The organism is Halomonas sp. AOP13-D3-9 (genome assembly GCF_052379125.1).
Classification (GTDB): Bacteria; Pseudomonadota; Gammaproteobacteria; order Pseudomonadales; family Halomonadaceae; genus Vreelandella.
The window spans coordinates 137,240-156,171 of the sequence record NZ_JBQSYH010000003.1; the positions used below are offsets into that span (position 1 = coordinate 137,240).

The following is an 18,932-nucleotide window of genomic DNA, read 5'->3' on the forward strand; positions in this document are numbered from 1 at the left end:
TCAGGAGAGCTGACATGCAGACGCACTTTACCGATGCTGACCGTCAGAAGCCGCACATTCAGGAAGCAGAGCGCATATTGCGTACCTGCGTCCACTGCGGCTTCTGTAACGCCACCTGCCCAACGTACCAGTTGTTAGGCGATGAGCGTGATGGCCCCCGAGGGCGCATCTATTTGATGAAAGAGCTGCTGGAGAGCCAAGACGATGATGATCAGGTCACCGACGAGACTCGCCTGCACCTTGACCGCTGCCTGACCTGCCTAAACTGTGAAACCACCTGCCCTTCTGGCGTGGAGTATCACAAGCTGCTCAACATTGGCCGCGCCGAAATTGAGCGTCGTGTCCCCCGCCCGGCAGGCGAGCGGGCCCAACGCTACGCGCTACGCAAAATGATGGTCGAGCCTAAACGTTTCCAGGCACTGCTGAAGCTGGGGCAAACCTTTAAGCCGCTGGTGCCTGGCAAGCTGCGCAGTAAAATGCCCGCAGAAGCGGTGGATGCAGGCGTGCGCCCTGATGTACACCGCCATACCCGGCAGGTATTAATGCTGGAAGGCTGCGTGCAGCCGGGGCTGTCACCCAATACCAACGCGGCTACCGCGCGAATTCTTGACCGCCTCGGCATTAGCGTAACGCCGGTTTCGGAAGCAGGCTGCTGTGGCGCCATTGATTTCCACCTCAATGCCCAGGACGATGGACGTGCACGAATGCGCGCCAACATAGACGCCTGGTGGCCCTATATAGAACAAGGCACCGAAGCCATCGTACAAACCGCCAGCGGCTGCGGCGCCTTTGTGAAAGAGTATGGCTATATGCTCAAGGACGACCCTGAATACGCCGTTAAAGCGCAAAAGGTCAGCACCTTGGCTAAAGATATCGTCGAAATCCTGCGCGATGAGCCTTTAGAGGCGCTGAACGTTAAGGAGTCGAAGCGGCTGGCGTTTCACTGCCCTTGTACGCTGCAACACGCTCAAAAGCTTAATGGCGCGGTGGAAGGCGTACTCACCAAGCTCGGCTTTTCATTAACGCCGGTGCAGGATGCTCACCTGTGTTGTGGCTCTGCGGGCACTTATTCGATTACTCAGCCGGAACTGGCCACCCAGCTGCGCGACAATAAGCTCAACGCCCTGGAGGCGGGTAATCCAGAGATGATTGTCACTGCCAATATCGGCTGTCAGACCCACTTGGCTGGCGCCAACCGCACGCCGGTGCGCCACTGGGTAGAAATCGTCGATGCGGCGATCACTTAACGTTAAGCACTAGCTCTTGGCATTCATTAACCCTGGTCGCGCTGCTATTGTTGGGCGCGGCAACTTCACTCCCTACCATTAATAGGATTTAAGCATGCAAACAAAAGCCATTCTTGCCCAAGCCGATGTCATTAACGTACTGGATGCAGCGCAGAGAGAAGCTGATAGCAATAGCTGGCCCGTGACCATCGCAGTAACCGACGATGGCGGCCACCTGCTGGGCCTGCGCCGCTTAGATGGCGCCGCCCCTTTCAGTGCTGAAGTGGCGACCCAAAAAGCACGCAGCGCAGCGTTAGGTCGTAAAGAGACCCAGGTATTTGAAGAGATGATTAACGGCGGCCGTACAGCGTTTCTTTCTGCGCCGCTGCAGGGTCTACTTTCAGGTGGTGTGCCGATCACAGTGGATGGCCATGTGGTGGGTGCTGTGGGCATTTCTGGCGTTAAACCCGACCAGGACGTACAAGTTGCCAAGGCGGGTGTTAGCGCTATCGGCTAATGCTAGCTAGCGTGCAGCCTCCGGGCTGCACGCAATAAAAAAGCCCGGATCATTGATCCGGGCTTTTTTGGAATTCGTTCGGCTGATGCCGATGTTACATTTTCAATCTAAGCGCTTAATGGCGGACCGGACGAGACTCGAACTCGCGACCTCCGGCGTGACAGGCCGGCATTCTAACCGACTGAACTACCGGTCCACGTTAAGGGCATTACTACTACAACCATCGTATGCATAGCATTTTTAGCGGTTCAGAGGCGCTTTAAATGGTAGGCGATGGTGGGTGGTACTGGGTTCGAACCAGTGACCCCCAGCTTGTAAGGCTGGTGCTCTCCCAACTGAGCTAACCACCCAATCTGTCAATAAGTCCCTACAGGCACTTACCAACCTTGCTTAGCAGTTATCGTGGCGGACCGGACGAGACTCGAACTCGCGACCTCCGGCGTGACAGGCCGGCATTCTAACCGACTGAACTACCGGTCCGAATAGCGATAACGTACTTTAATGCTACTTGCTCATAAAGAAGATACTGTTTTGATGTTGGCGGACCGGACGAGACTCGAACTCGCGACCTCCGGCGTGACAGGCCGGCATTCTAACCGACTGAACTACCGGTCCGTTATGCACATCAAAACTTAATCTTACTTTTTACTTCACGTTTCCAAACCATTTTAGTGATTACTAAATATGGTGGGTGGTACTGGGTTCGAACCAGTGACCCCCAGCTTGTAAGGCTGGTGCTCTCCCAACTGAGCTAACCACCCGCTGGTCACGTGGCGCTGCATTCTACCGAATACTTGAGGGAAGTCAACCTACTTGGTTTAAAAACTGTGTTTAAAACTGGTTTTAAAAACGACTTTTAAAATCAGCGATTTAAACCAGCGTATTGCTTTAATCCAAGCGACGAAGCTCTTCACTCTGCATCTGGCGTTTGAGCGCGGACGAAGGATGCCGCAATCTGGGTAGCTTCGTCAATCAAAACCGTTTGATTTAGTCCAGAAGAGCGCCGCGGCTTAAAATCGTGGTCACCATCTTTTAGCCAAGCGAGCTGCGCGTTGGGCGGCAACGCATAGCCGGTCACCTCTTCCCAAGTACCGAAAGGATCACGCTCGCCTTGTAAAATCAGCATAGGGCAGGCAATCGAAGGCCAGTGATCCAGGCGCAGCTTATCCGGCGCTTGGGTGGGATGAAACGGATAACCAGCGACTATCACGCCAGGCACCCCGCTCGGGCATGACTGTTCGCTGGCTAGCTGTTTTCTAGCAAACTTTTCACTGGCAAATAAGGTCGCCACGCGCCCGCCCATGGATTTACCCCCAACCCACAGCGGCCCATCAAACAGACAATCCAATAGCCCGTACCACTGGGCAAACTGAGCAAGAGTCTGAGCAATGGGAGGCGGTGGTCGGCGTTTGCCGGTTTCCTGCATTTGTTGCATGTAGGGGAAATCAACACATAAAACCTGAATGCCCCGATCAGCCAGCGAGGTGACAAATTGACGCATGAAGGAAGACTGCTGACCCGCCCCTGCGCCATGGGCAAACAGCAAGCGGCCTATCCTGGCATGACCGTGGACAGCCAACGGCCCCATGCCCTGCACCAAAAAAGCCCCATTGGGCTGGTGCTCAAGCGCAGCTTTTAACCTCGCAGCAGACACCTCGATATATCCAGACAAAGCATAATGTGACACCTATCACTCCTGATAATTCACTCTTTAACTAATTGGCATGTTCAGGTTATGCCCCGGCTGCGATAGAATCTTGGACGGATCTTGACCTGCATCATCAAGCGGGTGGCCGCACCCGTGCAAAATGCCACGGGTTACCCCCTAACCGCGTTCGATGGGAACATGACATGAGCACAGCATTTGAACACCCGACCTATAACTACAAGATAGTTCGGCAGTTCGCGATTATGACCGTTGTGTGGGGCATCGTGGGAATGACAGTGGGTGTCATCCTCGCCTCGCAACTGGTTTGGCCGCAACTGAACCTTGGCCTACCTTGGACAAGCTTTGGACGCCTGCGTCCGTTGCACACTAACGCCGTTATTTTCGCCTTTGGCGGCTCGGCGCTGTTTGCTACTTCGTATTACGTGGTTCAGCGTACCTGTCAGACACGGCTTTTTTCTGACAAGTTAGCGGCCTTTACGTTCTGGGGCTGGCAAGCGGTCATTATCTCTGCGGTCGTGTCGCTGCCCATGGGCTACACCACGACCAAGGAGTACGCTGAACTGGAGTGGCCGATCAATATTCTGATCGCGGTCGTTTGGATCAGCTACGCCATCGTGTTCCTAATGACGATCAAAAAACGCACTACGTCGCATATTTATGTGGCGAACTGGTTCTTTGCGGCTTTTATTTTGACCGTTGCGGTGCTGCACATCGTCAACAACGCGGCCATCCCGGTTACCCCCATGTACTCCACCTCGATCTACGCCGGTGCGGTAGATGCCATGGTGCAGTGGTGGTACGGCCACAACGCGGTAGGCTTCTTCCTGACCGCCGGCTTTCTGGGCATGATGTACTACTTCGTACCCAAGCAGGCTGAGCGTCCGATCTACTCCTACCGTCTCTCTATCGTCCATTTCTGGGCATTGATCATAATCTACATGTGGGCAGGCCCTCACCACCTGCACTACACCGCGCTGCCGAACTGGGCACAGTCGCTGGGTATGATCATGTCGATCATTCTACTGGCGCCCTCCTGGGGCGGCATGATCAACGGTATGATGACCCTATCGGGGGCCTGGCATAAGCTGCGCACGGATCCCACGCTGCGCTTCTTGGTGGTGGCTCTGTCCTTCTACGGCATGTCCACTTTTGAAGGCCCGATGATGGCGATTAAGACCGTCAACGCGCTTTCCCACTACACTGACTGGACGATCGGCCACGTACACTCCGGTGCACTGGGTTGGGTTGCGATGATCACCATCGGCTCGATGTATCACCTGATCCCGCGCGTCTTTGGTCGCACTGAAATGCACTCCATCAACCTGATTGCCGTGCACTTCTGGCTGGCCACGATCGGCACCGTGCTGTACATCGCCTCCATGTGGGTGAACGGCATTCTACAAGGCTTGATGTGGCGGGCGATTAACCCTGACGGCACCTTGATGTACACCTTTGTTGAAGCCGTGGAAGCCAGCGCGCCGGGCTACTTTGTTCGCTTAATCGGCGGCCTCTTCTGGGTCACCGGCATGCTGATCATGGCATTCAATGTGTACATGACCGTTAAGCGTCGTGAGGCCATCAGCCATTCAGCGCCACAAGCTGCTTAAACCGGGGAAGTTGAGACCAATGAAACACGAGATTGTCGAAAAGAACGTTGGCCTGCTTGCCGTGTTGATCCTTGTCGTGATCAGTTTCGGCGGTTTGGCTGAGGTGGTTCCGCTGTTTTTCCAGAAGCAGACCACCGAGCCGGTTGAAGGCCTGGAGCCACTGTCGGCGCTAGAGCTGGAAGGCCGAGACATCTATCGCCGCGAAGGCTGCGTGGGCTGCCACTCGCAAATGGTGCGCCCATTTCGCGCGGAGACCGAGCGCTACGGCCACTACAACGTGGCAGGTGAGCAGGTTTACGAGCACAACTTCCTATGGGGTTCCAAGCGTACCGGGCCAGACCTGGCGCGTGTCGGCGGGCGCTATAGCGACGACTGGCACCGTGCTCACCTCTACAATCCCCGGGATGTAGTGCCCGAGTCGATCATGCCCGCTTACCCCTGGCTGTTTGAAAACACCCTCGATGGTGATGCCACTCCCCAAAAGATGCGTACGCTGCGTCAACTGGGCGTGCCGTATACCGACGAAGATATCGCCAACGCTACTGCAGACGTTCGCGGCACCCAGGAAATAACCGCCCTGGTCGCCTACCTCCAGCAGCTCGGAACCGTGCTCGAGGGCACTCGTTAAGTTATGGATACGGGAACTTTTCGCGGTCTCATCACGCTGATCTTGATTTTCGCGTTTATCGGCATTGCCCTCTGGGCTTACTCCAAGCGACGCAAGCCAGATTTCGACGAAGCGGCTAATTTGCCCTTTGCCGACGACGATGAGCTACCGACCAGTGACAAGCACGCTTCGCGTGAACGCGACAGCGAAGCGCATTCCCGCGACGACAGGGGAGATAAGAAGTTATGAATAATTTATGGGGTGACTCCCTATCCGGCTTTTGGAGCGCCTGGATCATTATCATTACGCTGGGCACGATAGCGCTGAGTGTATGGATACTGCTGGCCAACCGCCGTACCGATAAAACGCCTGATGCAGAAGGTAACGTAGAAACCACTGGCCACGCCGCCGATGGCATCGAAGAGTATGACAACCCGCTGCCGAAGTGGTGGTTCCAACTGTTCGTCCTGACGGTGGTTTTTGCACTCGGCTATTTGGTGCTTTACCCCGGCCTGGGCAACTACGCGGGGATACTAGGCTGGTCGCAGGAGAGCCAATGGGAAGAGGAAGTCGCTCAGGCCGAAGAGCGCTTTACGCCGATTTTTGCCCAGTATCAGGAAGTCCCCATTCCTGAGCTTGCCGAAGATCCCGAGGCGATGCAGGTCGCCGAGCGTATCTACCAAAACAACTGTGCGGTGTGCCACGGCTCAAACGCCCAGGGCGGTTATGGTTTCCCTAACCTGACCGACGATGATTGGCTGTACGGCGGTGAGCCAGACAATATTTTGACCACCCTGAACAATGGCCGAAATGGCCTAATGCCCTCCTGGCAGCAGTTAGGTCAGAACAATATCGAGAACCTGACGCAGTACGTTCTTTCGCTGTCTAATGAAGAGCATGACGCGGCGCAGGCTGAACAGGGCGAAAGTACCTTTATGGCGGTGTGTGCTGCCTGTCACGGCCCCAGCGGTACCGGCAACACGGCACTTGGCGCGCCTAACTTGACCGATAATACCTGGCTCTACCTGGCACCAGGCCAAGAGGTAGGCGACTCAATACGTCAGACGCTGCGCAATGGCCGTAACGGTCATATGCCTGCACAAGCGGCCTATATTGGTGAAGAGCGTGTTCACCTGGTCGCCGCCTATGTGTACAGCCTGCGCTTAGCGGACTAATTGGATCGCTGACAGAGAGTAATCAATGTCAGCCACGTTAGCCCAGCAAGGGTGCGGCCCCAAACCGCACCCTTTCTTTATACCCAACCCAATACGATTTTGCGCAACCCGATACAATAGTAATGCAACACCCAGACCGACTAAGCATCAGATTTAACGACGCATCAGGTTGAACTAGGCAAATGGTTTAACCAAGCACCTAGCTTCAATGAGCACTGGGTGCTACCTCTCCTGCCTTTTGAGCCGGGAATACCACCATGGAAAAGATACCAAGCCAAGACGTCACACCGAACCCGGTGGGACATCACAGCCCCTCAAGTGAAACGGTTAGCCAGGAAATGTACGCCAAACGACGCCACATTTATGTGCGCGAAATCAAGGGCGTTTTCCAGAAGCTACGACGCAGTGCCAACTGGGCGTTAATGCTGGCATTTTTCCTCTTACCCTGGATTAATATCGACGGTCGGCCGTTAATTCTATTCGACCTGCCAAGTCGAGAATTCCATATCTTTAGCGCCACGTTTTACCCACAGGAGTTCATCCTCCTTTCGTGGTTGCTGATCATCTGCGCCTTTGGGCTGTTTTTTATTACCGTGTTTGCGGGACGGGTTTGGTGCGGCTATACCTGCCCACAAAGCGTTTGGACGTTTCTGTTTATCTGGCTTGAACACCGCATAGAAGGCTCGCGCAATCGACGCATTAAGCTCGATAATCAACCGATGAGCGCGGATAAAGCCTGGCGTAAAGGGGCCAAGCACACTGCCTGGCTGCTGATTGCCCTCGCCACCGGCGTCACCTTTGTGGGTTACTTCACGCCGGTTCGCGATTTAGTGGCTGAACTTCCCACCTTAGAGGCCCACGGCTGGTCCTACTTCTGGGTTGGCTTTTTCCTAGTGTTTACTTATCTGAACGCAGGTTGGCTGCGCGAGCAGGTGTGCATTTACATGTGCCCCTATGCGCGCTTTCAATCGGTTATGTTTGACCGCGACACGCTGATCGTCTCCTACGACGAATCACGCGGCGAACCCCGCGGGCACCGCAAAAAAAACCTTAGCCACCTAGAAGCCCGCGAGGCAGGCTATGGCGACTGTATCGACTGTGATCTTTGCGTGCAGGTCTGCCCCACCGGTATCGATATCCGTGATGGGCTGCAGTACGAGTGCATCACCTGCGCCGCCTGTATCGATGCCTGCGACAGCGTGATGGATAAAATGGGCTACCCGCGGGGCTTGGTGCGCTACACCACCGAAAATGCCCTTGAGGGTAATAAGAGCCATATCATGCGCCCTCGCCTGCTAGGCTACTTCGCTGCGCTGGTGCTTATGGTGGGCACCTTTGCTTGGGCCATTAGCGACCGCATGCCGCTTAATTTTGACGCTGAGCGCGAGCGCACCCAGCTCTACCAAATGACCCGCGACGGTCAAATTAGCAATGTGTTTAGCCTGACGGTGCGCAATCTGGATGATCAAGACCACACCTACCAGCTAAGCGTTGCCGGTTTGCCCAGCTTAACCCTGGATAGTACGTCGATCAGCGTGCCCGCCGGGGAGTCGCGCTTTGAAGCCGTTACCGTAACCGCCAACCCCGACGACTTACAGCAACCCAGCCACCCCATTGTATTCACGCTGCAGGCTCAGCAGGATGCGGATATTCGCCTTGAACGCGAGACCAGCTTTCTGGGCAATATTAGGAGATAGAAGCTTATGTCATCCCTCCCCTCCGGCGATAAGCTAGCCCCTGGAGATAAAGTAACTCCTTGGTATAAGCAGTTTTGGCCGTGGTTTTTAATCGGCATACTGCTTTCATCCATTATATTCAGTATTACCTATGCGATCTTATCGATAACAAGCTTCGACGGCATGGTCGTGCAAGAAGATTATTACGAGCACGGCAAAGCCATCAACATGGTGCTGGCCAAACAAGATCGCGCCCGTGAGTTAAACCTGAGTGCAGATTTACGCCTTGATCCGCTTACCAGCGATATTGTGGTTGATTTAACGGGCGATGCGCGTCCCGACGCGCTCTATCTTGACCTTATCTTCCCCACTGAAAATGACCGCGATCAGTCGTTTGTGCTCGAGCATGTGCGCGACGGTCGCTATATCACCCAGGGCCCGGACAATCTGCGCTACCGCTGGTATCTGCAGATACAGCCTGCGTTAGAAGATGCCAACTGGCGCCTCACCGGTGAGGCGACCTTCCCCAATGAAAATAGCGTCACGCTACTACCGGGAGGACGCAAAGCAAGCGAATGAGCGATGCAACGCCTGCCACCCCCTGCTACCACTGCGGTAACCCGGTGCCCGCTGGGTCACCCTGGTCGATTAGCCTGGATGAGGCTACCCACCCGCTTTGCTGCCCCGGCTGCGAGGCGGTGGCCCATGCCATCGTCGACGGTGGCCTAGAGAGCTACTATCGCTACCGGACCGAACTGCCCGAACGCCCGGATGAGCGCCAAGCCGCCAAAGCGGACACCTGGTCGGTGTTTGATGACCCCGGCCTGCAGGCGCAGTTTGTCCATCCTGATGGTGATGAGGGCAACGTCAAAGCGACCCTCGCCATTGAAGGCATTACCTGCGCCGCCTGTGCCTGGCTGATCGAGCACCGCCTGAATGCCCTGGAAGGGGTCACCTCCAGCGCGGTGAATTTAACCCACCACCGGTTGCGGGTAAGCTGGAATCCCCAACAGCTGAAGCTCTCGCAACTGCTGGCGGAACTGGCCGCCATCGGCTACGACGCCCAGCCCTACGAGCCCGATCAAGCCCAGGCGCGCATGCAGCATGAGGAGCGCATGAACGTACGACGGCTGATTATCGCCGCTGTCGGCATGATGCAGGTGATGATGTTCTCGATCCCGATCTATGTCTCCGGCCCTGGAGAAATCAGCGACGACTTCTATGCCCTGTTTCACTGGCTCTCTTTTGCACTGGCGACGCCGGTGGTGTTTTTCTCCGCCCAGCCGTTTTTCCGCAACGCCCTGCGTGACCTACGCACCGGGGTGCTGGGCATGGATGTGCCCGTATCGCTGGCGATTGGCGGGGCTTACCTTGCCAGCAGCTACGCGGTGCTGTTTAACGTCGGCGAGGTCTATTTTGACTCGGTGGCCATGTTCACCTTCTTTTTACTCTTTGCCCGCTACGTGGAAAGCCGCGCCCGACGCCGCAGCGGCCATAGCGGCAATGCGCTAAGCGGCGTGTTACCCATTTCGGCCACGAGGCTGGCAAGCGACGGTAGCGAGCGCATTCTACCCGCCAGCGAACTCGTCCCCGGCGACCGTGTATTGATCAAGCCCGGCCACGGCGTCCCTGCCGATGGCATTATCGAGGAAGGCGAATCGAGCCTGGATGAATCGATGCTGACCGGCGAATACCTACCGGTCACCCGCCGGGTGGGCGACCGCATTACCGGCGGTAGCCAAAACATGGAAAACCCATTGGTGATCAGGGTAACTCACGCCGGGCGCGATGCCCGGGTAGCGGGCATTGTCGACCTTACCGACCGCGCCTTTGCCAGCCGCCCGCGGCTTGCGCAGATGGCGGCGCGTATGGCCCACCTGTTTGTACTCCGCCTGCTAATAGTGACGGCTTGCGTAACGATTGCCTGGTGGTTTATCGATCCTTCGCGGATGCTATGGGTGCTGCTCTCGGTGCTGGTGGTAACCTGCCCCTGCGCGCTGGCGCTGGCTACTCCCGCGGCGCTGACCGCAGGTCACGGCCAACTACGTAAGCGCGGCGTGTTGATTACCCGCGCCGATGCCATGGAAACCCTCTCCAACGTTACCCGGGTGATTTTTGATAAAACCGGCACCCTGACCCGCGGCGAGATGCAGCTTACCCAAACCCAGCCTCTCGGCGAATTAACCGCCGAGCGTGCCCGGGCAATTGCCGCCGCCCTTGAGGCCCATTCGGAGCACCCCATTGCCCGCGCCTTTCGGCCGTTCCGGGATGCGACGCTGCAAGCCAAAGATATTCACAGCTACACCGGGCAAGGGCTTGAAGGCAGCTTAAACGGTGCCCGCTGGCGGTTGGGCAAGCACGAATTTGCTGTCGATGGCGCCGTGGCTAGCGGTATGGCGGCGCCCGCCAAGGGCCAATGGCTGCTGCTTAGCGAAAACGGCATGCCCCGCGCCTGGTTTGGTCTGCATGACGGCGTTCGCGATGACGCTGCGGCGACGATCGCGGCCCTCCAGGCCCAGGGGTTAAACGTAGAGCTGCTTTCTGGCGACACCCGAGATGCGGTGGAAAGCCTGGCCAGCCAGCTCAATATTACCACCTGGCACGCGGGCACCAGTCCAGAGGGCAAGCTGGCCCGGATGAAACAACTCCAAGCCGCTGGCGAAACTGTGGTGATGATTGGTGACGGCATCAACGACGTGCCAGTCTTGGCTGGCGCTGATGTGGCGATTGCCATGAATGGAGCGACAGATCTCGCCCGTACCCGCGCCGACGCGGTGCTGCTCAGCCCACGTCTAATGCGGATTTTTGAGGCCATCGAGATTTCCCGCGCAACGCGGCGTATCATGCGCCAGAACATGATTTGGTCAGTGTGCTACAACGTTTCGGCGCTGCCGCTGGCGGCGATGGGGCTGGTGCCGCCCTGGCTAGCCGCGATTGGTATGTCGCTTAGCTCGCTAGTGGTGGTGGGTAACGCCCTACGGCTGTCACGCTGGCGCCCCCAGCCCGCACCAACGCTTGGCACGTCAACACCGGTAACCGCATGACGATTCTGTACCTGCTTATTCCGCTTTCGCTGATTCTGCTCGGACTCGCCGTCTGGGCCTTCTTCTGGGCGGTCAAAAATGATCAGTTCGACGATTTAGAAGGCCCGGCGCACCGCATCTTGTTTGATGAGGACGACAACGATCTTCCCCCCGAACAGCGCCGCCAGCGCCCACCAGCCAAGCAAAAAACCGCCGCACCAAAAGATAAAAACGCCCCCGACGACCAAGAGCCTCGGCCATGAATCCCACAGGGCTTGATCTACCGCCGCTGCTGGCGGCATTCGTATTTGGCTTAATGGGCGGTGCCCACTGCATTGGTATGTGCGGCGGCATTATGAGCGCCCTCACCTTTGCAGTACCCCCCAGCATGCGCCATCCAGCGCGTATGGGGGGGCTGCTACTCAGCTACAATGCTGGCCGTATTATTAGCTATATGAGCGCAGGCGCGCTGGTTGCCCTGCTGGGCACGCTATTTTCGCTTTCCGCCACGGCACGAATGCTGCTTCAGGTGTTTGCCGCGCTGATGCTGATCCTGATGGCACTGTATATCGCCAACTGGTGGAAAGGGCTGCTCAAAGTGGAGGCGGTTGGCCGCCGTCTATGGCGCTTTATCGAGCCTGTGGGGCGGCGCTTAATGCCGGTGGTGTATATCCCTCAAGCCTTCGCGCTAGGCGCACTTTGGGGCTGGCTACCCTGTGGGCTGGTCTACTCCATGCTGGCCTGGAGCCTGGCGATAGCCGACCCGCTCCAGGGCGCGCTGCTAATGGGCGCATTTGGGCTAGGCACCCTGCCGGCGCTGCTCGCCACTGGCCTCGCTGCGCGCCAGCTAAGCCACCTGATTCGCCACCCGGCGACGCGCAGCGTGGCGGCACTAACGATTATCGCGTTTGCGCTGTGGCAGCTCTGGACTCTTACGGCACACAACCTCTAATAGCATGACATGGCTCAATCTTTACGCTTTCGTCACGGGTTAGGCTAGCGGCATTACCTCACGTCGGAGCGCCCCTTCATGCCCGTTCATGCCCCTGCGGTTTCACCTCTTACCTCGTCTGTGGCGGCAGCGCCCGTGCAGCCGGTGTGGGATGAAGCCCTGCTGCGCCGCTACGACACCAGCGGACCACGCTACACGTCTTACCCCACGGCGCTGTCATTTCACGACCAATTCACCCCCGGTGACCTGACCCAGGCACTAGAGCGTAGCAATGCCAGTCAGCGTTCGCTGTCGCTGTATGTTCACGTGCCTTTTTGTCGCAAGATCTGCTTCTACTGCGCATGCAATAAAATCGCCACCAAGAACACCGCCCTGACCGAGCCTTACTTATCCCGGCTCGACCGTGAAATGGTGCTGACCGCACGCCACTTGGATACATCACGACCGGTGGAGCAGCTACACTGGGGTGGCGGAACGCCGACCTTTCTTAGCTTGAATCAGATGGGCGACCTGATTGATCGTTTGGATGCCCGGTTTGGCCTTTCGTCCTCTGCCGATCGCGACTACGCGATTGAAATAGACCCCCGGGAAGCGGATGTATTTACCCTGCGCCACCTGCAGTCGTTAGGCTTTAACCGCATTAGCCTGGGCGTGCAGGATTTAAGCCCGTTGGTGCAGAAAGCCATTAACCGCATTCAACCGCGGGTACTCACCGAAACGCTGATGGAAGAGGCGCATCGCCTGGGCTTTCGCTCGCTCAATCTCGATCTTATTTACGGTTTACCGTTTCAGACAGAAAAGAGCTTTGCGAATACCCTCCGCCAGGTGATTGAACTCAATCCGGCGCGTCTTTCAGTATTTAACTACGCCCATATGCCCGAGCGCTTTGCTCCCCAGCGGCGTATTAATGTCGATGATTTGCCGGGCGGTGAAGAGAAGCTGGCAATTCTGCGCACCACGATTGAAATGCTCACCGCGGCTGGCTACGTACATATCGGGATGGATCACTTTGCCCGGCCTGACGATAGCCTGGCCATTGCTCAGCGCGACGGCTCGCTACAGCGCAACTTCCAAGGCTACTCCAGCCATGCCCAGTGCGATTTAATCGGGCTTGGCGTTTCGGCGATTTCACGTATTGATGACGTCTACGCGCAGAACCCGAGCGATCTGGCAAGCTACGAGGCGGCGTTGGATCAGGGTCAGCTCGCTACTGTGCGAGGCGTGCGGTTGAGTGATGACGACCTAATCCGGCGGGATGTGATTGAGCGGCTGATGTGCGATATGGGCATTGATCTGGCTGCGGTCAGCCAGCGCTGGAACATTGATGCCCCCCGCTATTTTGCCCCCGCTCTGGAGCGTTTACAGAGCGCCGAGCAAGATGGCTTACTGACCCGTAGTGGTGATCAACTTAACGCCACGCCCATGGGTCGACTGCTGGTGCGCCATTTAGCCATGGCGTTCGATACCCATCTTTCTGGGCAAATAGGGCAGCGCTACTCTAAGATTGTTTAATCACCTTATTGCAGGCATGCTAACGGCACCACAATAAGTAAGAATTTGCTAATTTTATCCTGACCCACTCAAGGAGCACCGCATGTTGGAACCTATGAGCAGCCGACGCTCGCTACTCCACGAAGCGCGCTGCCAAACCTGCAGCCTTAGCTCGCTGTGCCTGCCGCTTGCCCTTGAGTTGGACGATATGGGGCAGTTCGATGCGATTATTCGCCGCCGTGCGCCGCTGAAAAAAGGCGAGCCGCTGTTTCGCCAGGGTGACACTTTTACCAGCGTTTACGCGGTGCGTTCGGGGAGTTTGAAACAGGTCACCGCCGAAGGTAACGGCAGTGAGCAGTTGACCAATTTCTACCTGCCCAGTGAACTGGTGGGGCTGGATGGCATTGATGAAGAGCACTACCCCGGTAGCGTTATCGCCCTGGAAACCACCACCGTTTGCGAGATTCCTTTTGACCGCCTGGATTTGCTCTCAGAAGAGATCCCTGAGCTACGTGGCCAGCTGTATCGGAGCATGAGCAAAGAGTTGCGCGATGACCGACGCATGATGCGCCTACTCTCGCGCAAAACCGCCGATCAACGGCTGGCCACCTTTTTGATTACCCTTTCGGACCGTTTTCGTCGCCGAGGCTACTCGCCCTACAGCTTTCGCCTCTCAATGCCGAGGGCCGATATTGGCAACTACCTGGGCTTAGCGGTGGAAACCGTCAGCCGCATTTTAAGCCGCTTTCAGCAGCAGAGCGTGGTGGCGGTTTCTGGGCGAGAGGTCAATATTCTCGATATGCCGCGTTTGATTACCCTCGCCGAAGAGGAAGAGCAAACGGTTAGCTGACGTTGAAGGCCTGGATGCGACCCGCCAGCAGCTCCGCCTGCTTCGCCTCTAAGCCCTCAAAATCAAACAGGCTGCGGTCTGCCAACTGGGAGGGCGCAATATTGGTCACCGCTTTAAACATGCTTTCCAGACGGCCAGGAAACTTCTCATCCCACTCGGCGAGCATCTCTTTGACCACCTGACGCTGCATATTAGGCTGGGAGCCGCACAGGTTGCAGGGAATGATTGGGAACGCCATCAGCCGCGAAAATTCCGCAATATCCGCTTCTTTGCAGTAGGCCAACGGCCGAATAACGATATTCTTACCATCATCGGATAGCAGCTTCGGCGGCATCGCTTTCAGGTTGCCGCCGAAGAACATATTCAGAAACAGGGTTTCAAGAATGTCTTCCCGGTGATGGCCCAGGGCAATTTTATTGGCCCCAATCTCTTCGGCAAACCCATACAGCGAGCCGCGGCGAAGCCGTGAACAGAGCGCGCAGGTGGTCTTGCCTTCAGGGGTTTTCTCCTTCACCACCGAGTAGGTATCGCGTTCTACGATGTGATACTCCACCCCCTGCTTGTCCAGATAGGCAGGCAGCACATGCTCAGGAAAGCCCGGCTGCTTCTGATCCAGATTGACCGCTATCAACGAAAAGTTAACTGGCGCGTTGCGCTGCAAGTTGCGCAAAATCTCCAGCATCGTGTAGCTGTCCTTACCGCCGGAGAGGCACACCATCACGCGATCGCCTTCATTGATCATTTGGTAATCAATAATCGCATTGCCCACTTCTCGGCGCAGACGCTTTTGCAGCTTGTTAAATTCACGCTTCTGCTTAGCATCAGCCTGCACAGCGTCTGGAGAGGCTGCAGGAGCAACATCTGGCGTGTCAAAATGCGGGTCGAAATAATCTAGGGATTGCATGAAATAAGCACTGCCGATAGTGAAAGGCGCTAAAAGAGGAAATATTGCCACATTCTAACAACACTCACCGCCTGACCCAAACACTAGTGCTTCCCCCATTCCTATGCCACCTCCGCCATAACGCGCTGCAGGCGCATATACAGAAGTGCGCTGGCGGTTGCCTCGCCAAGCACGCTTTGCACACCCATGGCGGGCACCTGCCAGCATGCCAGCGCCTGGGCGAAGCTGGTGGGCGCTTCTACCTCCGGATGCAAACGCCGCAGTTGGCGCTGATGCAGTCTCGCCACATCAACCTGGGCATTGGGTAGCGCAAAATTCAGCTGCTTAGTCAGTAGTCTATTCAACGCTACAATGCGCTGCTCCAACTGCCAGCCCACAATGGGCCGATTGCCGATAAATTCCACTAATGCGCTCAAGTTATCGCTGCTTGGCGGCTGCACCTCCCCTGCCTCACATAGCAAATAATGACGGCGCAGCGTCGCACTTTCGGGCTGTTTCGTGCTACCTAACGTCATCACAAAAGCACGGCTGGTTCGTACCTGCTGCTGGCTCAGCACCACCGCCGCCAAGCTGATCACCGGCGATGACAATGTGGGCGTTGTCGTACATGCGAGTGCTACCAGCTCCTCGCCCATATAAGGTTGAAACAACCACTCATAGGGGGAATCAGCACAGCGCCGACGATCGCTTTCACGGCGCAACAAGGTGCGCAATGAACCGCTAAATAGCCCTACGTGTCGATCTAACAGCCGCATTCCGCTCACGAATACTCCAAATGATAACGATGGGAAAGCCGCTGCTTAAAGTCTTTGACAATATGCATCGCTTCGCGCAATAGGTCGCGCTCCAAGGAAGAAAGGTTTTGCACCACAACGCGATTAGCGCGATTGCTGCTCTGGGCGTTAGCTTCTTTTGTGTCCGAAGACGTTTCCACCGTACTTAGCTGCTGTTTAAGGCGTAGTTCGGAAAACAGTGCCAACGCTTCCCCCAAGTCATCGGCAAAACGACGATCCAAGCGACCGTCGGCAGCCAGCGCATCCAACCGATCAAAGGTTGAGGTGGCTTTTATCTGCCGCTCAAGCGCCATGGTGCGCACGCCGTGAACAATCGGGAAAATGCCGCCTTTCTTAATATCGATACCGTGCTGGGGCTTTTTCAACGAGCCAAACAGGGTCAACGGCGTCGAGAAACGCAGCGCTGTGCGGGCGAAATAGGAGAGTAGCAGCTCATCACCCGAGCAGCGTTCAAATAGCTCATCGCGGACGCTCTCCAGCAAGCTGAGATTGCCTGCCACGGCGTGGGCATCAAGCATAATCGCCAGCTTCATCAGGCTATCGCCGTCACGCTCCCTAACCCATTTTGCGATACGCTCCTTCCATTGGGTGACCGTGGCCACCCACTCGGGGTTAGACACCATAATATTGCCGGGGCACGGCGGATAGCCGAGCTGAATCAGCGTATCGGTGAGCGTCTGCATATGGCTTGCAAGGTCAGGCCACTGGGTTTCATCGGCCAGAATCAGGCCGTTATCCTGATCCGTTTTGAGGATCTGTTCACCGCGCCCTTCGCTGCCCATCACCATCATGCAGCTCTGCCCGTGATAGCGCTCATCAATGGTGAACTCCCAGGCTTTACTCATGATACGACCGTTCAGCGCGGCGAGCAGGTCCATCGCAAAGCGCAGCTTAACGCCCTGGGCCATCAGCGCTTTGACCAGCTCAGGGGTGCGCTGACTGGCCACCGCAAGCGCTTCCAAACTGGCTGCCTGCTCCACCTGCAAGCTCACCACATAGCTACGGCTTGAGAAGTAGCTAAGCACGTCAGTGAGCTCAACAACGCCTTTCAAGGCGCTGTGCTCCATCACGACCACCCTTGCCACTTTATGGCGGGTCATCAACACCAATACTTCAAATAAGTACTGATCCGGCGCGACGGTCACCAAATTAAAATGGGCAATCTCATCCACCGGCGATGTTACCGCGCTGCCCTGCAGCACCAGGGCATTGAGCAGATCGGTTTTGGTCACCATCCCCAGGGTGTCCTGGGTCTCTACCAGCAGGCTATCGGCGTGGCTAGCGTTGAGCTGTTTGACCGCGCTGGCTATATCGGTCGTCGCCGCCATTAGCAGCGGCTCTCGCATACACTCGCTCACTTTGGCCAACATAAAGCCCGCCATGGTGACACCCCCTTCGGCGCGCTTTTCGGTCAGCAGACGCGCCTTATGGGTCAGCGACTGGCGAAAGAAATTACTGAAGTCAGGGTAGTGACGACACAGTTGCTGAAACAGCGCTTTGGGCAGTAAGTAACACAGGCACTCCTGCTCAGCTTTAAAGCGGTAGCGGCTTTTACCATTGAGAATACTGATCGCGCCAAACAGATCCCCCGCCGTGTAGTGCCCAATACGCGCGGTAGCCGAGGGCAGCGTGGGGTCGATTTCCGCCACTTCGCCTTTATGAATCAGAAAGACAAACTCACCCGCTTGCCCCGTCTCTAAAATGATTTCGTCACGATCAAAATAGGCAAGGTCAATGCCACGGCGAATGTGCTCACGCCCCTCATCGTCAAGGAGCGTAAACGGCAGCTGGGATAGATCCACATCAACCATGGGGTTTGACCTCATTAAACGGGGCTGCGACTAACCGGTTTTTGCCTTAAGGCAAGCTAGCAGACATAAGAAAAAACAAATAAATATCGTGACTCGATGCTGATCCACATAAACTGAACCACTCCAACGCTTCAGAAAGCAGTTATCGATTATTATATGAAGGTGGCTGTACGGGTATAAAGGATTCACTTCCCAAGTAGCAAGTAGAACCTTGTTATACCTTTAGCTATCACGCTAAGGTCGAAGCGACCTTTGATACGCGACCAAAGTATCGATAGTTAATAACCGCCACTGCCCATTAAACGCAGTACATGTATTTAAAGTAGCCAATAAATGCATTTATTTGCTTACTAGACTATTGTCCCATAGCCCTGCAAACACCTACAAAATTCGCTTAACGGGCGTTTAAAAGCACTCAATTTCAACAACATGCAGCTAGCAAAGAGCCACTTCGCTGTTTATTGATACCAAAGTCTGGGATTTATTTTTTGACGTTTATTGCCCAGTATTAACAATGAGTCATGCAGGGTAATCGCACGTCACTAACTAACTCGACATTTCATATCGAATAATAAGGTGACGTGCCAACAGGAACTGACTCACCACTCCTAACGATTGAGTGGCTTTAGA

The 18,932-nt window shown here is 56.0% G+C and carries 17 protein-coding genes and 5 tRNA genes; 13 read left to right on the forward strand and 9 right to left on the reverse strand.

Annotated elements, in window-relative coordinates; genetic code table 11:
* Positions 1–14: 14 nt before the first annotated feature.
* Both glcF and ACT3UM_RS04385 read left to right on the forward strand, forming a co-directional pair.
* Entirely contained in the window at positions 15–1,247 is a 1,233-nt protein-coding gene (glcF, locus tag ACT3UM_RS04380; RefSeq protein ID WP_498896465.1) for a glycolate oxidase subunit GlcF, read from the forward strand.
* 94 nt (positions 1,248–1,341) lie between these two features.
* Positions 1,342–1,743: a heme-binding protein gene (locus ACT3UM_RS04385; protein WP_498896467.1), complete on the forward strand. Its 402-nt coding sequence runs from the start codon at positions 1,342–1,344 to the stop codon at positions 1,741–1,743.
* Between the two features lie 119 nt (positions 1,744–1,862).
* On the opposite strand, the gene ACT3UM_RS04390 is transcribed toward ACT3UM_RS04385, so the two are convergent.
* The 6 genes from ACT3UM_RS04390 to ACT3UM_RS04415 all read right to left on the reverse strand — a co-directional run bounded on the left by ACT3UM_RS04390 (position 1,863) and on the right by ACT3UM_RS04415 (position 3,430).
* Positions 1,863–1,939 (reverse strand) — tRNA-Asp (locus tag ACT3UM_RS04390).
* A 78-nt stretch (positions 1,940–2,017) separates the two neighbouring features.
* Positions 2,018–2,093 (reverse strand) — tRNA-Val (locus ACT3UM_RS04395).
* Between the two features lie 53 nt (positions 2,094–2,146).
* Positions 2,147–2,223, reverse strand: a tRNA-Asp gene (locus ACT3UM_RS04400).
* 58 nt (positions 2,224–2,281) lie between these two features.
* A tRNA-Asp gene (locus tag ACT3UM_RS04405) sits at positions 2,282–2,358 on the reverse strand.
* Between the two features lie 70 nt (positions 2,359–2,428).
* A tRNA-Val gene (locus tag ACT3UM_RS04410) sits at positions 2,429–2,504 on the reverse strand.
* 149 nt (positions 2,505–2,653) lie between these two features.
* Positions 2,654–3,430 carry an alpha/beta fold hydrolase gene (locus tag ACT3UM_RS04415; RefSeq protein WP_498896469.1) on the reverse strand — a complete coding sequence of 259 codons (777 nt, stop codon included), beginning with the start codon at positions 3,428–3,430 and terminating at the stop codon, positions 2,654–2,656.
* 164 nt (positions 3,431–3,594) lie between these two features.
* On the opposite strand from ACT3UM_RS04415, the gene ccoN reads away from it, so the two are divergent.
* The 11 genes from ccoN to fnr all read left to right on the forward strand — a co-directional run bounded on the left by ccoN (position 3,595) and on the right by fnr (position 14,793).
* Positions 3,595–5,019 (forward strand): cytochrome-c oxidase, cbb3-type subunit I, encoded by a 1,425-nt coding sequence (gene ccoN / locus ACT3UM_RS04420; protein WP_498896471.1) that lies wholly within the window; start codon positions 3,595–3,597, stop codon positions 5,017–5,019.
* A gap of 19 nt (positions 5,020–5,038) precedes the next feature.
* Positions 5,039–5,647, forward strand: coding sequence for a cytochrome-c oxidase, cbb3-type subunit II (ccoO, locus tag ACT3UM_RS04425; protein WP_035585413.1), 609 nt, complete (start codon positions 5,039–5,041; stop codon positions 5,645–5,647).
* A gap of 3 nt (positions 5,648–5,650) precedes the next feature.
* Positions 5,651–5,875, forward strand: a complete 225-nt coding sequence (locus ACT3UM_RS04430; protein WP_035585415.1) for a CcoQ/FixQ family Cbb3-type cytochrome c oxidase assembly chaperone — start codon at positions 5,651–5,653, stop codon at positions 5,873–5,875.
* On the forward strand, positions 5,872–6,801 hold the full coding sequence (gene ccoP, locus ACT3UM_RS04435) for a cytochrome-c oxidase, cbb3-type subunit III (protein WP_498896473.1): 930 nt from the start codon (positions 5,872–5,874) through the stop codon (positions 6,799–6,801). Before ACT3UM_RS04430 ends, ccoP begins: the two co-directional genes overlap by 4 nt.
* A 257-nt stretch (positions 6,802–7,058) precedes the next feature.
* On the forward strand, positions 7,059–8,498 hold the full coding sequence (gene ccoG / locus ACT3UM_RS04440) for a cytochrome c oxidase accessory protein CcoG (RefSeq protein WP_498896475.1): 1,440 nt from the start codon (positions 7,059–7,061) through the stop codon (positions 8,496–8,498).
* Between the two features lie 6 nt (positions 8,499–8,504).
* Complete coding sequence (locus tag ACT3UM_RS04445) at positions 8,505–9,056, forward strand: FixH family protein (protein ID WP_498896477.1); 552 nt, start codon at positions 8,505–8,507, stop codon at positions 9,054–9,056.
* Positions 9,053–11,521 (forward strand): heavy metal translocating P-type ATPase, encoded by a 2,469-nt coding sequence (locus ACT3UM_RS04450; RefSeq protein WP_498896479.1) that lies wholly within the window; start codon positions 9,053–9,055, stop codon positions 11,519–11,521. Before ACT3UM_RS04445 ends, ACT3UM_RS04450 begins: the two co-directional genes overlap by 4 nt.
* Positions 11,518–11,763 (forward strand): cbb3-type cytochrome oxidase assembly protein CcoS, encoded by a 246-nt coding sequence (gene ccoS / locus ACT3UM_RS04455; RefSeq protein WP_144811500.1) that lies wholly within the window; start codon positions 11,518–11,520, stop codon positions 11,761–11,763. Before ACT3UM_RS04450 ends, ccoS begins: the two co-directional genes overlap by 4 nt.
* Entirely contained in the window at positions 11,760–12,452 is a 693-nt protein-coding gene (locus tag ACT3UM_RS04460) for a sulfite exporter TauE/SafE family protein (RefSeq protein WP_144811502.1), read from the forward strand. Before ccoS ends, ACT3UM_RS04460 begins: the two co-directional genes overlap by 4 nt.
* Before the next feature lie 78 nt (positions 12,453–12,530).
* Complete coding sequence (gene hemN / locus ACT3UM_RS04465) at positions 12,531–13,964, forward strand: oxygen-independent coproporphyrinogen III oxidase (RefSeq protein ID WP_498896482.1); 1,434 nt, start codon at positions 12,531–12,533, stop codon at positions 13,962–13,964.
* A gap of 82 nt (positions 13,965–14,046) precedes the next feature.
* Entirely contained in the window at positions 14,047–14,793 is a 747-nt protein-coding gene (fnr, locus tag ACT3UM_RS04470; protein WP_035585430.1) for a fumarate/nitrate reduction transcriptional regulator Fnr, read from the forward strand.
* Here the strand turns inward: fnr and ttcA are convergent.
* The 3 genes from ttcA to ACT3UM_RS04485 all read right to left on the reverse strand — a co-directional run bounded on the left by ttcA (position 14,786) and on the right by ACT3UM_RS04485 (position 18,302).
* Complete coding sequence (gene ttcA / locus ACT3UM_RS04475; RefSeq protein WP_035585432.1) at positions 14,786–15,697, reverse strand: tRNA 2-thiocytidine(32) synthetase TtcA; 912 nt, start codon at positions 15,695–15,697, stop codon at positions 14,786–14,788. The genes fnr and ttcA overlap by 8 nt on opposite strands.
* A gap of 101 nt (positions 15,698–15,798) precedes the next feature.
* Positions 15,799–16,452 carry a 3'-5' exonuclease family protein gene (locus ACT3UM_RS04480; RefSeq protein WP_498896705.1) on the reverse strand — a complete coding sequence of 218 codons (654 nt, stop codon included), beginning with the start codon at positions 16,450–16,452 and terminating at the stop codon, positions 15,799–15,801.
* A gap of 5 nt (positions 16,453–16,457) precedes the next feature.
* Positions 16,458–18,302, reverse strand: a complete 1,845-nt coding sequence (locus ACT3UM_RS04485; protein ID WP_498896485.1) for a DUF294 nucleotidyltransferase-like domain-containing protein — start codon at positions 18,300–18,302, stop codon at positions 16,458–16,460.
* Positions 18,303–18,932 lie beyond the last annotated feature (630 nt).

What these genes read in the sequence shown, in the direction of transcription:
- ACT3UM_RS04450 (WP_498896479.1), top strand. Translation starts at nt 9,053, where the DNA reads ATGAGCGATGCAACGCCTGCCACCCCCTGCTACCACTGCGGTAACCCG.
- ACT3UM_RS04485 (WP_498896485.1), bottom strand. Translation starts at nt 18,302, where the DNA reads ATGGTTGATGTGGATCTATCCCAGCTGCCGTTTACGCTCCTTGACGAT.
- ttcA (WP_035585432.1), bottom strand. Translation starts at nt 15,697, where the DNA reads ATGCAATCCCTAGATTATTTCGACCCGCATTTTGACACGCCAGATGTT.
- glcF (WP_498896465.1), top strand. Translation starts at nt 15, where the DNA reads ATGCAGACGCACTTTACCGATGCTGACCGTCAGAAGCCGCACATTCAG.
- ACT3UM_RS04430 (WP_035585415.1), top strand. Translation starts at nt 5,651, where the DNA reads ATGGATACGGGAACTTTTCGCGGTCTCATCACGCTGATCTTGATTTTC.
- ccoS (WP_144811500.1), top strand. Translation starts at nt 11,518, where the DNA reads ATGACGATTCTGTACCTGCTTATTCCGCTTTCGCTGATTCTGCTCGGA.
- fnr (WP_035585430.1), top strand. Translation starts at nt 14,047, where the DNA reads ATGTTGGAACCTATGAGCAGCCGACGCTCGCTACTCCACGAAGCGCGC.
- ccoG (WP_498896475.1), top strand. Translation starts at nt 7,059, where the DNA reads ATGGAAAAGATACCAAGCCAAGACGTCACACCGAACCCGGTGGGACAT.
- ACT3UM_RS04385 (WP_498896467.1), top strand. Translation starts at nt 1,342, where the DNA reads ATGCAAACAAAAGCCATTCTTGCCCAAGCCGATGTCATTAACGTACTG.
- ACT3UM_RS04480 (WP_498896705.1), bottom strand. Translation starts at nt 16,452, where the DNA reads ATGCGGCTGTTAGATCGACACGTAGGGCTATTTAGCGGTTCATTGCGC.
- ACT3UM_RS04460 (WP_144811502.1), top strand. Translation starts at nt 11,760, where the DNA reads ATGAATCCCACAGGGCTTGATCTACCGCCGCTGCTGGCGGCATTCGTA.
- ccoP (WP_498896473.1), top strand. Translation starts at nt 5,872, where the DNA reads ATGAATAATTTATGGGGTGACTCCCTATCCGGCTTTTGGAGCGCCTGG.
- ccoO (WP_035585413.1), top strand. Translation starts at nt 5,039, where the DNA reads ATGAAACACGAGATTGTCGAAAAGAACGTTGGCCTGCTTGCCGTGTTG.
- hemN (WP_498896482.1), top strand. Translation starts at nt 12,531, where the DNA reads ATGCCCGTTCATGCCCCTGCGGTTTCACCTCTTACCTCGTCTGTGGCG.
- ACT3UM_RS04445 (WP_498896477.1), top strand. Translation starts at nt 8,505, where the DNA reads ATGTCATCCCTCCCCTCCGGCGATAAGCTAGCCCCTGGAGATAAAGTA.
- ccoN (WP_498896471.1), top strand. Translation starts at nt 3,595, where the DNA reads ATGAGCACAGCATTTGAACACCCGACCTATAACTACAAGATAGTTCGG.